At 58.3% G+C, this 16,323-nt stretch carries 12 protein-coding genes and 2 pseudogenes; 9 read left to right on the forward strand and 5 right to left on the reverse strand.

Annotated features, from left to right (window positions below; genetic code table 11):
• Positions 1–158: 158 nt before the first annotated feature.
• A complete protein-coding gene (locus NF876_RS41215) occupies positions 159–545 on the forward strand; it encodes a hypothetical protein (protein WP_262273507.1) in 387 nt (128 codons plus the stop codon).
• An 866-nt stretch (positions 546–1,411) separates the two neighbouring features.
• Positions 1,412–2,244: pseudogene (locus tag NF876_RS41220) on the forward strand (IS3 family transposase); the annotation flags it as partial.
• Positions 2,245–2,460: 216 nt separating this feature from the next.
• Here the strand turns inward: NF876_RS41220 and NF876_RS41225 are convergent.
• Positions 2,461–3,753, reverse strand: a complete 1,293-nt coding sequence (locus NF876_RS41225; RefSeq protein WP_262273508.1) for an IS110 family RNA-guided transposase — start codon at positions 3,751–3,753, stop codon at positions 2,461–2,463.
• Between the two features lie 127 nt (positions 3,754–3,880).
• Between NF876_RS41225 and NF876_RS41230 the strand changes: the two are divergent.
• The 4 genes and pseudogenes from NF876_RS41230 to NF876_RS41245 all read left to right on the forward strand — a co-directional run.
• Positions 3,881–4,184, forward strand: a pseudogene (locus tag NF876_RS41230) (integrase core domain-containing protein); the annotation flags it as partial.
• A 253-nt stretch (positions 4,185–4,437) separates the two neighbouring features.
• Positions 4,438–5,472 (forward strand): ABC transporter substrate-binding protein, encoded by a 1,035-nt coding sequence (locus NF876_RS41235; RefSeq protein WP_262273509.1) that lies wholly within the window; start codon positions 4,438–4,440, stop codon positions 5,470–5,472.
• 382 nt (positions 5,473–5,854) lie between these two features.
• Positions 5,855–6,625 (forward strand): ABC transporter ATP-binding protein, encoded by a 771-nt coding sequence (locus tag NF876_RS41240; protein ID WP_262273510.1) that lies wholly within the window; start codon positions 5,855–5,857, stop codon positions 6,623–6,625.
• Positions 6,615–7,445, forward strand: a complete 831-nt coding sequence (locus tag NF876_RS41245) for an ABC transporter permease (protein ID WP_262273511.1) — start codon at positions 6,615–6,617, stop codon at positions 7,443–7,445. The genes NF876_RS41240 and NF876_RS41245 overlap by 11 nt, the downstream gene beginning before the upstream one ends.
• 65 nt (positions 7,446–7,510) lie before the next feature.
• On the opposite strand, the gene NF876_RS41250 is transcribed toward NF876_RS41245, so the two are convergent.
• Positions 7,511–9,004: a class I adenylate-forming enzyme family protein gene (locus NF876_RS41250; RefSeq protein ID WP_262273512.1), complete on the reverse strand. Its 1,494-nt coding sequence runs from the start codon at positions 9,002–9,004 to the stop codon at positions 7,511–7,513.
• 469 nt (positions 9,005–9,473) lie between these two features.
• Between NF876_RS41250 and NF876_RS41255 the strand changes: the two genes are divergently transcribed.
• The 3 genes from NF876_RS41255 (at position 9,474) to NF876_RS41265 (ending at position 13,766) form a co-directional block, all read left to right on the forward strand.
• Positions 9,474–11,138, forward strand: coding sequence for an Ig-like domain-containing protein (locus tag NF876_RS41255; RefSeq protein WP_262273513.1), 1,665 nt, complete (start codon positions 9,474–9,476; stop codon positions 11,136–11,138).
• A gap of 199 nt (positions 11,139–11,337) precedes the next feature.
• Positions 11,338–12,333, forward strand: coding sequence for a catalase family peroxidase (locus tag NF876_RS41260; protein WP_262273514.1), 996 nt, complete (start codon positions 11,338–11,340; stop codon positions 12,331–12,333).
• A gap of 761 nt (positions 12,334–13,094) precedes the next feature.
• A complete protein-coding gene (locus NF876_RS41265) occupies positions 13,095–13,766 on the forward strand; it encodes a metallophosphoesterase family protein (RefSeq protein ID WP_262273515.1) in 672 nt (223 codons plus the stop codon).
• A gap of 455 nt (positions 13,767–14,221) precedes the next feature.
• Here NF876_RS41265 and NF876_RS41270 read toward each other — a convergent pair whose 3' ends face one another.
• The 3 genes from NF876_RS41270 to NF876_RS41280 all read right to left on the reverse strand — a co-directional run.
• On the reverse strand, positions 14,222–14,494 hold the full coding sequence (locus NF876_RS41270) for an SWIB/MDM2 domain-containing protein (protein WP_262273518.1): 273 nt from the start codon (positions 14,492–14,494) through the stop codon (positions 14,222–14,224).
• A gap of 144 nt (positions 14,495–14,638) precedes the next feature.
• Positions 14,639–14,908 carry a hypothetical protein gene (locus NF876_RS41275; RefSeq protein WP_262273516.1) on the reverse strand — a complete coding sequence of 90 codons (270 nt, stop codon included), beginning with the start codon at positions 14,906–14,908 and terminating at the stop codon, positions 14,639–14,641.
• A gap of 1,137 nt (positions 14,909–16,045) precedes the next feature.
• Positions 16,046–16,323: transposase (locus NF876_RS41280; protein ID WP_262273517.1), on the reverse strand; the 278-nt coding region annotated here is incomplete at its 5' end.

The raw sequence follows: 16,323 nt of genomic DNA on the forward strand, positions 1-16,323 counted from the left end.
AAAGCATCTCTCTGCAATCAGCGTTTAAGCAGAGCGATTTTTGGCTGTGATGCGGTTCACAGCCCTAGACTGAAAAGTCATTCAGGCTTCAAGGATTGCCCGCTGAGAGGGTCTCTCGGCCGGTATTACGGGAAACACCTACTTGAAGAGGTCATTCTATGCCAGATTTTGAGTTCTCCTTCAACGATATTAACCAAACCGCGGTCAATACTGCTCTTGGCGGCAACGCGACTTCAGCCCAGGCGGCTGCTATCGATGATCGCGATACCTTCTTCGATTCCGGAGACAGCTGGGATTGGTCGTCCGGCGCTCCGGACATCAATGTCCAAGTCGACACCAACGTCATCAACCAGACAGCGGTCAACACGGCTCTCGATGGTGACGCCCATTCGTCCCAGTTTGCAGCCCTCGATGATCGCGATACCGTCGTTGATCAGGGGAGCCATGACTCTTCGGATTTGAACTTCCATATCGACACGAACCTGATCAATCAGACGGCGGTCAACACGGCCGTTGACCTCGACCACCTCTTCCCGTTCGGGTAGGTCTGGCCAGAGGGGAGCGTCATCAGCTGTGAGCTTGTGGCGCTCCGCCCCTTCTCCCATTTCGCTTTGATTTCCCGCCTTCCTGATCTCTCAGGAGGGTGTTTTCTCGTCGTGGACCGACATGGTCGGATCCACGTCCTCCGGACGCCGCTTGAAAGATTTTCACGAAAAAAGCGCCTGTGTGATCTGGTTCACAGTCCTCGAGCGCCAGAGGGGTTAAGTTCAAATCGTCCTCTCGTTGGACGTTGCTCCCAAACTCAAGCGCCCCGGATCGCAACCGGGGCGCTTTTTTGTTGGGTTCCATACCAGACCTTACGCGAAATTGCGCGGTAGGTTTCACGCGAGGACTTCACAGATCCCGATACCCGCGCCGCTTCGAAGCGGCCAGCGCTTCGAGCGCCTGACCCGCCTCGGTCTCGGTCGCAAAGATCTCGCCCTTCTCCTAACCGTCCGCCCTCGATTCCGCGCCCGGCATATGGCCATGAAGAGACTTGGCTCCATCATGGCTGAGCCGAAGTGTTCACGGCCGATTTGGCGACAGTGGGGCAACGGGCCCAAAGCGATATCGTTGTCGTGTACAGCACCCGCTAGACCTGTCTACGGCGTCCCTGCCCGTTCGAAGACAGAGCCGCCGGTCAGATGGCGGCCAAGGGCGCGCCGCAGCCCTTCCAATTGGTTAGGCTGGCCGGGCAATCGCTGGAGAGTGCGCTGCCAAGTCGACACCCACAGAAGCCGCGGCAAGCTGGTTCTTCCCCTCGGAATCCGCGAAACGAAAGCCCTTTTCAATGAGCCGGTTCGTATTGGTCTGCCTCCTGAAAAGTGATCCTCCCTGAAGTATGGCTTTTGAGCCGAAGGAGGACTGAGACATGGGTAAGAAAAGGCACACGGCCGAAGAGATCGTTTCCAAGCTGCGGCAGGTGGACGTGCTGACGGCACAAGGTCGGACGGTGGCAGAGGCCATCCGGCAGATCGGCGTGACCGAGGTCACGTACTACCGCTGGCGATCCGAGTACGGCGGCCTCAAATCCGATCAGGTCAAGCGGCTCAAAGAGCTGGAGATGGAGAATGCCCGGCTGCGCCGGGCTGTGTCCGATCTGACCCTGGAGAAGCTGATCCTGAAAAAGGCCGCTTCGGGAAACTGGTAAGCCCCGCCCGCCGTCGCGCCTGTGTGGATCACGTGATCGCCAAGTACGGCATCTCGGAACGGCTGGCCTGCCGGGTTCTGGGCCAGCATCGCTCCACTCAGCGTAAGATCCCCAAACAGCCGGAGGATGAAGCGGCCCTGACGGCCGACATCATCGCCCTGGCGACCCAGTACGGCCGTTATGGCTACCGGCGCATCACGGCCCTGCTGCGGGAGGCCGGCTGGCTCGTGAACAAGAAGCGGGTCGAGCGGATCTGGCGACGGGAGGGGCTCAAAGTGCCACAGAAACAACCCAAGAAGGGACGGCTCTGGCTCAACGACGGATCCTGCATCCGCTTGCGGCCCGAGTATCCTAATCATGTCTGGTCGTATGACTTTGTTGAGGATCGCACCCATAACGGGCGCAAGTTCCGCATGCTCAACATCATCGACGAATTCACGCGCGAGTGCCTGGCCATCCGGGTGAACCGGAAGCTGAAAGCCGTCGATGTGATCGACGTGCTCTCGGACCTGTTCATCCTGCGCGGTGTTCCGGGCCATATTCGTTCCGACAACGTCCTATGTGGGGGAGCAGCAGGGGCACTGGGCCAACAGATCTCAGCACGCCGATTTGCTGGATCGGCGCTTCAAAAAGATTGAGCCAGGTGGCTTCCACCGTCAACGGGATTGTTCTCTCCCATAGCAAACACAGGATCCAGCGGAGCTCGCACTGCCGTGGTCCTCACCATCCTCAATACGAGATACACGCCAGGTGGAAGGCCCAAACATTATCTACAGGGTCGCTTGCGCGCCCTCACGGCCCACACAGAGAGAGGTCCTTCCACCCGGCACCGGACGCTCAAAGAACGGCCGGTATTCTGCTCCGCCTTTGATCACCGCGTGCACCACACGGGCCATTTTGGCGGTCAAAGCGGTCACGGCCTTGCGGCGCAGATCAGCATCGTGACGATCGCGCTCGGTGTAGCGGCCAAGTTTATCCCGAAAGCTGTTGTCGCGCTGGCGGGCTGCGACCTGAGCGGCCATCCACAACGCCCGGCGCAAGCGGGCATTGCCGTACTTCGACAGTTTGGTGCGGCCACGAAACGTGCCCGACTTGCAGGTGGCCAGATCAAGACCACAGAACTTCAGGAACTGGCGGTGGTGCCCGAAGCGGCGCAGATCACCGGCTTCCGCCAGGATGGTCAGGGCGTGGATTGGTCCAATTCCCGGGATCGTGCACAGCCGCTGATAGTCAACGTGATCAGCCAGTATTGCATGAGCGAGCTTCTCAATCTGATCCCTCTGTCGGATCAGACTGCGGACCTCGGCCAGAACCATACGGAACATGGCGATGGCCGCAGAGCCTTCTGCTACGGGCAGAGCCGTAGAGGAGCGTGCGGTCTCATAGATATCGTTGAGCAACCGGGCTTTGGAGACCTTGCGGCCGATCACGGGCCATGCCTCCTCCATAAAGCTCTCCCGGTCCAGGGCCATGATGCTGGAGGGCGTGGGAAAGCGTTCGAGCAAGGCCAGGAACCAGTCGGAGCGGCTGTTGCCGGCGAAACGCTCGATCTCGGGAAAGTAGAGAGGCAGGTAATGGGTCAGGATCCGGTGCCAGGTCTCGGTCTTGGCCTTGGAGATCGCCTCGTGGGTTTTTGACAGCTCCTGCAGGTCGTTGATCCCGGCCGCCAGGGGATCGACACAGCGTTGGGTCGCTCCAATCCGGAGCATATGCAGGATCACCTGTGCGTCCTTGGGATCGTTCTTGTCCCAACCATTGTGCAGCGCCTCCCGGGTGCGGGCGAGCGCCACGGACGAGACCAGCCGCAGCTCGAAGCCGGCTGAGAGCAGGCGGTAGGCCAGCCCGCAGTGGTAATCGCCTGTGGCCTCAAAGTCGATGAGCACTGGGCCGCCGTAAGCCATAATGATCTCGACGAGGCGGTCATACTCCGCCTTTTTGCTCAAGATGGTAAGCCGCCGACGCCGCTGATGGCCGGCAGCCTCGATGAGCACCTCGTGGCGGTGCTTGGCGATGTCGATTGCTACCAGAGTGGCAGGGACAGGTGTACGATTGAGCTCGGTCATGGTCGGTCGGCCTCCAGTGTGTGTTCAGCGACATCACTGTGAGACCTGTCGGCTGGCCATGACCACCCCGGGCAGCGCGGCTGCGCAACCCGGACCAGCTCCGCCGCGCTGCTTCCCCATGTACTACGGCAGCGAATTCGTGGCTAAAGCCGTGCGCGAGTGGATCACGGCTGTGGGCGCCAAGACAGCCTACATCGAGCCGGGCAGCCCATGGGAGAACGGCTATTGCGAGAGCTTCAACTCCAAGCTGCGCGATGAATTACTGAAAGGAGAGATCTTCTACACCTTGGAGGAGGCAAAGGTGGTGATCGAAAATTGGCGCCGGCATTACAACACGGTGCGCCCGCACTCATCCTTGGGCTACCCGGCCGCCCGCACCAGAGGTCTTGCTACCGGCTTCCAAGCTGGCGCCCAGACCAACGCTGAATTAACATCACATCCGGATCACCCACATGGGGCAGGCCACCTGTGACGTGCTCCTTGCGTGGCTCGAAGTCCCGCAGCTTGCGGGCAAGCGGGGCAGGACTACAGCCAGCCTAACTCTATTGGCTGCAGGAAATTCGGAAGTACTGTAGCCCTGGCCGCCCTAAAAGTACTGGCTACCGATGTATTAGTCGTTGAAATTGCTCTTGATGAGGTCTCCGCGACGAGGTCCAAAGCCGACACCAGCGATTGGAGGTTGTCATGCACCCAGAGCTTAAGCACTCTGCCTTCCATACGGTGCTGATCTGTTTTCTGGTTCTCCTAAGCCTGCTCTCGGAGGCCAACGGGCAAACTCGAGATAAGATCAACGTCGGAGCTCTTCGCTTCAGCTCCTCGGGTCCACTCTTCCTCGCGAAGGAGCGCCAATACTTCGACGACGAAAATCTCGAGGTCGAAATCGTGTTCTTCGAAGCGGCCCCAACGATTGCAACCGCTGTGGCCTCTGGCGATCTCACATTTGGTGTCACAGCGCTTAGCGCCGCGCTGTTCAATCTAGCCGCGTCCGGGCAGCTGAAAATCATCGCAGGACAGGCGCGAGAAGAAAGAGGCTATCCCGGAAATATAATCCTTGTCACAAAAGCGGAATTCGACGCTGGTGTGAACAGAATCGAGCTGCTTTTCAATAAACCGTTCGGCCTCACGCAGATTGGTTCACCTTCCCATTATCAACTCGGTCAGCTCGCCCGCATGCATGGTGTACCTCTTCGTTCTATCCCCATTCAACCCTTCCAATCGTTGCCAAACCTGGTGGCCGCCCTTAAAGGAAACAAAGTAACATGGGCGATCATTGCTCCGCCCATCGCAACAAATCTTCTCGAATCGGGAGATGTGGTTCGGCTTGCGAATTATGCCGATTTCGGAACCCTTCAGTTCGGCGGCGTCTTCGCGACCGAGAGCACCCTCCAGAACCGGACTGATGCCGTCCGTCGGTTCCTGCGAGCTTATAAACGGGGATTGCAAGACTACGCCCACCTCAATGCGCAGGATCCTGGGTCCGGTACCCAACTGGCAGCACAAGTCGACGATACCGCTTCCGTGATCGCGAAATATCTCTATCCGAATGAAAACCCCGAGGCGGCGAAAAGGAAGGTTCGGGACGCTGCATTCTATGTTGATCCTAGTGGGCGCATAGATGCTCATGACATCGCGGAACAGATCCGGTGGTACTTCGAGAACGGATTTATCCGTCAAGAAATCGAGGTCTCTAAGATCATGCGCCTTGAATTTCTCGACTAACTGACGCTCTGAGCAAGGGAGGCGCTAATGCCAGCGGGGCCAAGCTACTCTCACCCACCGCAAATACGAGCGATTGACCAACTCCGCCGACGTCGTGTTCTCTTCGCTGGCGCCAAGAGCACCGCCTCGTACAATGTGCGGTGTCGGTATGTCTTCCAGCACCAGGGCTACGCCCAGCAGCTCTTACTGGAGCGCGTGTCGCGCTGGACCAGAGCCCATCGGATGTTGCCGCCGGGCCTCTCTTCCTGTTCTGCCAGTGTTCTTTTCAATTGCGCAGTCTGCCTCCTCCGTGGCTTACTTAGGGTCGAAAAGCGTTTCATACTGTCGCGTAACAAGCTCTCTCGTGGCGAGCTTTCGGCCAAGCTAGGAGCAATCAAAGGCGATGGATGTTCTGATTGATAACGTGTGGCATGCCTATGAGGATTTGCCCGTTCTCCACGGTGTGTCGCTCGACATCCAGAGCGCCGAAATCGTATGTATCCTGGGTTCTTCCGGTTGCGGCAAATCAACGCTTCTTCGTTTGATTGCAGGACTTGAGGTACCCAGCGCGGGTCACATCTCGACCCGTGGGACGCCCTCCCCTCGAACTCTACACCCGATAGCCTTCGTCTTCCAAGACTTCGCCTTAGTTCCCTGGCGATCGGTTGCTAGAAACGTTGAACTTCCGCTTGAGCATCATGCCTTGCCAAAGCCGGATCGGCGTCAACGGGTCTCGTCCGCGCTCTACCGCGTCAAACTGAGTGAGTTCGCACAGACCTACCCGAACCAGCTATCGGGTGGAATGCGTCAGCGGACCGGACTTGCCCGTGCGCTTGTCGTAAATCCCGCCGTCCTGCTGCTGGATGAGCCTTTCTCTGCAGTGGATCTCGGAACACGGGAACTCCTCCAACGAGAATTCCTCCGGCTGTGGGAGGAGGCTCGTTTTACTGCAATCTACGTGACTCACGACGTCTTCGAGGCGACACAGATGGCCCACAGGGTGGTCATTCTGTCCCGTCGACCCGCTCGCGTTCAAAAGATCATCGAGATCGACCTTCCCCATGCTGATCGTAGCGAGGAGCATCCGAGGCTTGTTGCAATGCGGGAGACGATACGAGAGACTATACGAGGGGAGATCGATGCAGCTGGCCAGGAGCTTGTCGATGCACCTTAGAACCAAGACAGATGCAGTCGCTCAGATAGCCACCCTCCCGGACGCGGAGACCCCGGTCGGTCGTCTTGGTGAATTCAATGCAAGGCCAATACCCCAGCTCTCCCTTGCGACCTTCGCTATCGTTCTTGTTCTTTGGTGGGTGGCAACGTTGTCCGGCAACAGCTCGATAGGTCTCCCTACTCCGAGCGATGTCATGGCTGCGTTAAGGGATCTTACTCGAAGCGGCGACCTGCTGAAGCATCTCGGCGCTTCCTTGCAGCGGTTGATCTTGGGATGGATCCTAGGCGCCTGCTGCGGGATAGGTGTCGGCTTCGCGATCGGACTCTTCTCATGGGGACGCTCTATCGCATTGCCATTAGTCTCAGCGATTTTCCCCATCCCGAAGGTCGCGCTTCTCCCTCTCTTCATACTGTGGTTCGGTATTGGAGAAGGCTCGAAGGTGGCGACGATTGCTGCCGGGGTCTTCTCGCCAATGGTTTTTGCAACCTATTCAGGAGTCGGCAGTGTCGACCGCAACGTGATCCGGATGGCGCAAACCTTCGGCCTCCCAAGGCGCAGCATCCTCTGGAAGATCATACTGCCGGGAACAGTTCCGGCTCTACTTTCCGGTTCTCGGATCTCGTGCTCGATCGCTCTTATTCTGCTCACGGCGGCGGAAATGATTGGGGCGCAGCATGGATTGGGCGCATTGGTCTTGGCGTCAGGAAATTTGATGCGAACCGACCAGCTATTCGTGGGCATTCTTATGCTCTCAGTATTAGGCGTGTCGGTCTCGGTCTTCCTATCCTTTCTCGAACGCGTCCTGTTGCATTGGCGCTAGCGCATTCTGTGAAAAGGGTGGCTCATTTTCCGCGACAACGTGTGCCCCTTAAGGAAGAGCGCCCGTCAATCCTGGATGATTGAAAATCCGCTCACTGCGGCCGCAGCCTCTGGGTTATGGAGCAATTCAGCGATTTCCTGTGCAAACTCCTCCCGGTTGACCTTGCCCATGGAGTTACGGGGAACCAGCGAAACCGGCACCACACTGAAGGGAGGCAAGCCTGGCATCGTCGCCCGGAGTTGTGGTGGAAGGCTCCTGATCGCGTCCATTTGGCCGGCCACAGCGATAGCCAGTCGAACACCCTCGCCCCTGTCCGGCAGAACGATCGCGCAGGCATCCTCGACCCCCACCTGAGAGCGGGCAGCTTCGTCGATCTCGGTCGCGGAGAGCTTAACGCCTCCAATGTTCAAGGTGTCTGCCTCCCTTCCCAGCAGGATGATCAGCCCCTCGTATGAAATCTGGGCGATGTCGCCTGGATAGAACCATCCCTCCGCGAAATGCAGCGCAGTCGCAACCCGATCGTTCAGGTAGCCGGGGGCCGTGCTGCTTGTTTTAGCTCGTAGCCGGCCTGGGGTTCCGGGAGGCAAAGTTCGGCCATTGGCATCAACGATCTGGACCTGGACATCCGGGAATGGTGAGCCGATGGCTCCGGGATGTTGATCGAGCACCAGTGCGTCGGCTAGCGTAATGCCGCCGGTTTCGGACGACCCATATGCGATCAGAACCTCCGAGCAAAACTTCTCCAGCAGGAGATCGCGCAGACGAACGGAAAGGCGCCCACCCGCGACGATGACCGGACCGCTCAACCGCGTGGGGGCGCCTCCCCGGCTCTCCTGAAGAACAGAGTTTAGGGCTGCCGGCGAAGCAATGATCACGTTGACGTTGCTTTTCGTCAGGTCTTCGTAGGCCTTGTCAGGCTTCGTCGCGAAGCAGACCGATCCTCCGACCAGCCAAGCTGCGACAGGCGCCGTGAATCCGTAGGCGGAATCCGGACCAATACCACACCAGAGTACAGACTTGGCGTCGAGGTGGCTTCGCTCGGCCGTCTTGGAAAGGCGCCGCTTAAGGGTGGCCGCATCGAGATGAACAGCCTTAGGCTTTCCCGAGGTACCAGAGGTAAAACAGATCCTGCCGAAATGATGCTCCGCTTCTTCAGGCGGCGGCAGGCGCACGCCCCTGTTTGATGGTGTGCTGAGCCAATTCGCGTTGATCTTGATAAGCCGAATTGTTTCGTGGCAGTCGGGCTGATCCCTTTCCGAGCAGACGATGAAAGAAAGGTCGGGTAGAGCTTGTATCTCAGCTTGGTGGCGGCTCGTCAGCGATACAGAGACGGCACCTAGCCTCAAGAGTGCCAAGAGCACGCACCAATGCGAAGCGGATTGATTGATGAAGATGCCGACGCTTTGCCCGGCAACGATCCCGGATGCTGCGAGCGCTCGGGCAACAGCCTCAACGTCAAGCTGGAAGCGCCTGTAGGAGATCAGCAGATCCCCAGACAGGAGCGCAGGCTTGTCGGGAAATCTGGTGGAGGCAGAGCTTAAGAAATCGGGAACTAGCATGAACACCTCGTCGGACAGCTCATGATGGTCTGATATAAGATGCGCCACATATTGCGATCTGATCAACAACCTTTATGTCTCAGTCTCACTCAGATTGTCTTAGAATGTGTAAATCTTCTTGTGTGCGGGTAGTCATAGCATAGATTTGTCGTCTCCTGCGTCGCAAGATCCGCGCCCAATCCCCCAAATGTAGTACTCCACTTCCGCCTTCTCTGTAGGGCCTAATTAGGCTTGGCAGGACTTCTTGGATTTGTGCCACATTTTCGACTGCAAAGCAGAATATTTACTTGAATACAGAACTGTGGAAACCTGCAAATGATTTCCTAGATTGCTGATGCGAGTGACTAGGAACGGTCGCTCATCCCGCGTGCGTGTTTGTAATTATACAGTCATTACTAAGCTTCTGATCATCTTCGTACGATTGGCCTAGGCAATATTGCCCGAGTGCTGATCAGAGGAGGAATGCACGATGGCTATCTTTCAAGGTCAAGAGCTTACGACAGAAGGCCGTAACCCTACGAACATTGGCGGGCTCATGTATACACCGGCCGATCATAGCTTCTTAGAAGGCTTTGATACTATGACAGCTCAGGGTGATGACACCCTCTATGGCGGCCCTGAAGCGACATTCGATCCAAATAATCCTTCGTGGGGTTTAGGGAATGATTTGCTTCAGGGCTATGCTGGTTCAGATACTCTGTACGGTGGTGCTGACGATGATATCCTGTTCGGGAACGCTCGGCCAGGTCGTGAGGTAGCCTCGGATGGTGCTGACCAACTCTATGGCGGCGACGGACAGGACTGGCTATCTGGAAACGAGGGGAATGATACACTAGACGGCGGAACTGGGACCGATACTGCCGTTCTCGCAGGACTCCAGTCTGATTACACCTTCTCCGGAACGGCCACGGATTTCACTGCCACCAGAACGGCGACTGGCGAGACGGATACGCTTCGAGATATCGAGAACGTTACGTTCAACAACTCCTTCGACAGCACTCAAAGGGTTGCTGTGGCTGATCTCCTGCCCCCTCCCGACACCACGAAGCCGAGCGTCACGGTAGACATCGTGGACACCGCTCTCAACGATGCCGACAACAGCTCGCAGGTGACGTTCACCTTCTCGGAGGCGATCGCGGCAGGAAGCTTCACGCTGGATGACGCGAGTGTCGCCAACGGCGTGCTGTCCGGGCTCGTCATCGCCGCCGATGGTCTGTCGGCAACGGCGACGTTCACGGCAACCGACAACGTCAATGGCACCGGCTCGGTCTCGGTGGCGGCCGACCGGTTTACGGATGCGGCAGGCAACCAGAACACCGCCTCCAACACCGATACAGTGGCGATCAATACCGTTACGAGCTCGAGCTCAATTATCGAAGGCGGCCCAGGCCCTGATACGCTGCGTGGCACCCCCGACAGCGACATTATGGATGGCAAAGGGGGCAACGATACCCTGCTTGGCAGCGCCGATGCCGACCAGATGTTTGGCGGCCCGGGGAGAGATACCGTGCGGTACACGCGCACCGTCACGTTGGACCTCGAAAACGAAGACCGGAGCACCGGTCAGGCGCGCGGCGATACCTTCGACTCGATCGAGCGCTTCCAGTTTTCAAATGGCAGCGACGAGGGGTTTGGAGACGCCGACGCGAACCAATTCTTCGGCGGGAGTGGTAGTGATCACCTCCACGGCGCTGGCGGCAACGATATACTGAGAGGCGAGAACGGCCGTGATCAGTTGTTTGGAGAGGACGGCAACGACAGACTGTTCGGCGGGAACGGGAGAGACCTACTGGTTGGAGGCTTGGGTCGAGACCGAATGAACGGTGATGCCGGCGCGGACCGGTACGACTTTAACACGGTGCAGGAGTCGAGTGTCGGCTCGCAACGGGATGTCGTCTACTTTTCCGGGGAGGATAGGATCGACCTCCGGACCATTGATGCAGATGAGGACACTGTCGGCAATCAGGCATTCAGGTGGGTTAACAGGAATGACCTGGATGCTGCCTTTACGGGCAGGGACGGACAGCTTCGCTTCTCCAATGGAATTCTTCGGGGCGATACGGATGGTGACAAGGTGGCCGACTTCGAGATCAAGGTTGTCGGCTTTTTCAGCTCCGGAGACGTCATCCTGTAGGGCAATGAGGGCGTGGAGAGAGGTGCCGCACGCCATCAGAGCGCCGGCATCCTCTCGATCGCCCAGTGCCCTTGGGCTCAACAACGTTCCACTATCAAACAGACGCCGTTGATCAATTTCAGGGTGCTCGGACACGCCGACAGACTGGGAGTACGATCGCATGTCTTGCCTTGGGTGACAGACCAGCAGGGAGATCAACATGACGTCGAGACGCCTTATCCAGGTTTGTGCTGCGTCTTTTGTAGTCTCCGTAACCGTCACTCCTGCCGCCACCCAGACTGCTGACCCGGAAGCCATCGTGAATGCCTTGGTCGCCGCGTCCGGCACTCCCCCCAACGTTCGCGCCGGCGGAGCCAAGGGTGTATGCGTCAAAGGCTCATTCACGCCCTCATCAGAGGCCGCGAACCTGTCAAAGGCCCCGCATTTTACTAAGGCGGTCCCAGTGACGGCCCGCTTTTCTATGTTTGGCGGCAATCCCAACATCTCGGACAAGACCAAACCCGTGACGCGGGGCTTTGCCGTGCGCTTCGGTGACCCTTTGGGGGACATGGTGCTCGTATTCATCTCCGCTCCGATGTTCATTGCCCGAACGCCACAACAGCAACTCGAGGGCATCATGGCCCGTCGTCCGGGGCCGGACGGCAAACCTGATGCCGAGAAGATCCGGGCGTTCCAAGCCGCCAACCCCGAGACGGTTCGACAGGCGGCGTGGCTCAATGCCCGCCCAGTACCGGCGAGCTTTGCCGGTACAGATTACTGGGCCGTGCATGCTTTCACCCTGACGAACGCGCATGGCGAAGCGAAAGTGGCCAAGCTCAAGACTGCCACCACGGCAGGCCAGCTCGGACTTAGTGACGAGGAGCTCAAGGCGAAGCCGGACAACTTCTATGTGGACGAGTTGAAGGAACGCCTTGCCAAGGAGCCCGCCAGCTTCGAGCTCGTCGCGATCCTGGGTGAAGCGACCGACCCGACCGATGACGTGACGGCCCCCTGGCCCGAGGAGAACCGCAAGCAGGTGAAGCTCGGTACAATCGCGATCACCGCCCTTGAGCCGAACGCCACCTGCGATGCGGCCACCTTCGATCCGGTCGTCAACCTGCCGGACGGCGTCGCTGGCCCGGCGAACGACCCCATGTTCGCGATCCGGTCCTCGGTTTACAATATTTCGCTGTCGCGCCGCAGTCAGGGCAAGTAGCCGGACACACAATTGGCTGCATCGCGTTTGCTACTTCACCAGTGAATCGGTAGCGCCGTCTGTCATTCAGATTGATGCGGTGCGGACATGGGACTGATCGGCTTGATACCGCCGCCCCGCTTGGCTCGACCTCACGCAGGGCAGAATCCCCAAGCCGCGGCGATTTCACAAAGCAGTGTCCCCGCCACTATCGAGACGGACTGCGTCAGGCTGCTATGCTGGGGCTTGTGCCAGCGTTGGCTGGTGAGTTTGTAAGCGCTCGCTGGATGGGATTGGCTCGTGCCTTTTGATTTGGAAGGAAATCGGGCTAGCGTGAGCTCCGCCCGAGCACAAAACCGACGAGTAGTACCACTACAATTATTCCAACCATCGAGACCGCCCAGGCGAACAGGGCCACATCAGCCGGGGATAACATCTTGCAGCCTGACAAGCCGATCAGCTCACAAACCCATCTTACCACAGAGTCCATGCCCTAAACCTCCTAATCCGGATCACAAGACGCAACTTAGAATCTTAGACGCCAGAGCTGGGCGCCGGAAGGCCATGCCTTACACCGACAAGTGGTTACCACGTTCTGCGGATTGGCAGATTGACACAATGGAGCCCGGCACATTCGCCCATTCAAGAGGTTACTCCTGGAGCTCAAGGAGACTTTGCTCTTTCGCGGGCTTGGAAACTTTCAAGCTGAGGTTTTTCGCTAGATCCCGGCTTGGCCTGGGATCATCAACAAGGCTTTGGCCGGGTTGAGAAATGGTGGTGGCATGAGTGAAAAGCTGACCTACGCCATTGGGGACGTGCATGGGCAGCTCGCTCTGCTAGTGGACTTGCTCCCTCAGATCATCACTCACGCAAACGGACGCTCCTGCAAGCTTGTGTTCCTGGGCGATTACATCGATCGTGGGCCTGATAGCGCCGGTGTGGTCGCGTTGGTGCGCAGGTTTCAGCAGAAGTGGCCAGAGAGCGTGATCGGCCTCAAGGGCAATCACGAGGCTATGCTGCTCGAAGTCGTGAGGGAGCCTGCCGCCATCTCCTGGTGGCTTGGCAGCGGTGGGTACGCGACTCTGGCGTCCTTCGGCGTCTCGCATCCTAGAGAAATCCCGGCTGACGTCCTCTCCTGGATCGCTGGCCTTCCGACCTTGTACGAGGATGAATGCCGCTACTTCGTCCATGCAGGACTTCATCCTGGCCTCAGCCTGCCCGATCAGGACGATCAGACAAAACTTTGGATCCGGGACGAGTTTCTGTCGGTCGACTACGACTTCGGCAAGCATGTGGTTCATGGCCATACGCCGAGTGAGACCGGCAGCCCCGAGGTGCGCCCATATCGTACCAATCTCGATACGGGTGCCGTGTTCGGTGGCCCTCTTACTGCTGGCGTGTTCACAGACGAGCACGCGCATGCCATTGAGTTTCTGAGGAGCGGACGGCAATAGCCAGGCTTCCCCCTTCCAGTGGCAGCTTCGAAATTGGCATGACTACGAGCGCAGGCCAAGGCAATGAGGTATCCTTACTTTGTGATTTGATGAGGCTAGAGCTGTTTGGAGTTGAACGGAATCGCAGGATCTGACTCGATGGTGGTTGGAGCGTGAGCACAGAGGCTCGCCATGACGGGGGCAGCGCGTTGCGCGAGCAAAGGCTTAGGGCATAAATGCCGCTCAATCCGGAATGCAGCCTTTAGGTCTCACAAGAGACTGCTGAAGGTGCATCCGTTGAGTCGAATAAAAAGCCCCAGCCGAGAGGGTAAGGGCTCTCAGCCAGGGCCAACTCCAAGCCTGGGGGCTGTGGAGATTGTTCGGGCAGATACGCAACGCGCCCGTTACAGGCAATTTGGAACGGCCAGGCTTAACAATTCGTGCATTGGCCGGACACTTGGCCCGTGCTTGGACTATCAGGAGAGATGCTGCGCAAAGTGTTTGTTCATCTCGAACATGCTGACCTTGTCCTTGCCACCGAACACAGCCCGAAGCTTGTCGTCCGCCAGGATTTCCCGCTTGTTCGCAGGATTCTGCAGGTTGTTGGCTTTGATGTACTCCCACACCTTGCTTACCACTTCCGTCCTCGGGAGCGGCGCCGATCCGACAACGGCTGCCAGTTCGTTCGAAGGCTGCAGCGGCTTCGCCAGAGCGGGGTTCGGCTTCTTGGCTGCTTTGGCTTCGGTCATTGTAAAACTCCTAAACTGCGCCTCGCTGCAATCCGCAGGGGCAAAGAGGGGCGGGACCATGGCCAGCAAGGGCTGAACACTCCCTTAATCCCGGTTTGATCGACCAAATGTCAGGATCAATGTTTCAAATAAGATGTCAGATCATCAATATCCACGTCGCTTGCCTTGTGGCTTTGCCATCATCCGCAGCATCGCTTCCTCGGCCCGAGCTCTCGCTTCTGCGTCGTGGCTGAGGTTGCGGACTTCCGACGGCTCCTCTTGTTGATCAATGCCGTTTTTCCGAGCCCGCCACTGCTTCGCCTGCGCGGCGGTGGCGGCCGCGTTGGCCAGCCTCTCCAAGCGATCCAACTGGGGCGTGCTTGCTGTCTCGTTCGTTCCGGGTTGTTCGTCCTCTTGCTCGGGGCGCTTTGTCATCTCTTTAGCTTCCTTAAGATCAGCATCGCGAAGTGCGATCGGCTGTTACGTGCTTCCATTTCGGGCGGTATGGGTTAACTTCGTCTTAACCATAAAGGTCCGAGGTAAGCCGATGCGGAAGATACATCCCGGCTTCATCGCTCTCGCTGTCCTCCTGGGCCCTGCCACATTGATCGTTACCCACGAGACAATCACCCGATCGCCAGCCCAGCAGGTGTTCGAGGCGTTCGATCCTCCACCAAGTGTGCGGCAGGCATACACACGGTGTGCCAAGACCCCAAAGACACAACGGTCGCGCCAGTGTGAAGAGTACGTCAGCTTCTTCGAGCAATGCGCGGCTCGGACGCATGATTGCGGCCCGCAATCCGTTTACGAGGTTCTCACCAAGCTCATTCTCTCAGGACATCCAAAAAGCCCGAAGGTTGATAGATTTGCCATCCGGACTGACGTCTAAGTGCGTTTCCTGTGGCAGCATGGACGCAAAGCAGGAAAAAGCAGCCAGTGTGCGGAGGCATCCACTATCAGGCGGCAAGTCGCCCCTCGATCAAGGGCGGCTCTCTCGATAGCTCAGTTCCAAGTTGGCACTGAGCCTGCGACAGAGTCCTGAAGCGATCTGCCAGATCGCCAACCTCGGCCTGCTGAGCATCCGACGCCTTCATTGCGTGGAAGCGCATCCGCTAGCGGTTCGTCAGGACGGCGTCGCATCATCGTGTTCCGAACCGATGGTGTGCGTCGTCACACAGCGGCTCGTCGTGCGCGTATCTACATGAACCGTGCGATGCCGGAACACATCGCACGCGCTCTGGTGAGAGGTCTGGTGCTCAGCCTCTCGCCAGGGCGCTTCGTACTTGTGCACAGCGTTCGGTTGCATTTCCGGCATTCATGGCGCATGGTGGCGGCGTGGTGTTGCAACCGGCATCACAAAAACGCCCTGACAGTGAGCTCCGCACGGCTAACTCTGTCAGGGCGTTGTCGTGTGTGGGTGCCTTGCTGTCATCGGCGGGAAGCCTATCTTCATCGTGTGGTTTCTCTCCCTTGGACCACCAACGCCTTGGCCGAGGTTTCAAGACAGCATCTCGGCCAAGGCGTCTTTGTATGTCCGCACAGGCTTACTGATCCGGCTTGGGTGAACTTGAACTACGCGGCATAGCGGAATGACGGATGCCCAAAGTAGCTGCGGATTCGGCCGGGCGACCTGGCGAGCCGGCGCATGTGGCTGATGACGGCGCGCTTGAGGGCGGGCTTGCTGCGGGCGGGTGGTTTCCGCGTCACGGCGTGCTTCAGGTCGGCGTTCAGGCCTTCGTCCGGGTTCAACTCCGGACTGTAAGAGGGCAGGGAGAAGACCTCGATCTGCTCCGGATGCTCGGTCAACCAATCCTGCACGGCCCGGGCCCGATGGACCGGCAGGTTGTCCC

This window comes from Microvirga yunnanensis, assembly GCF_025460875.1.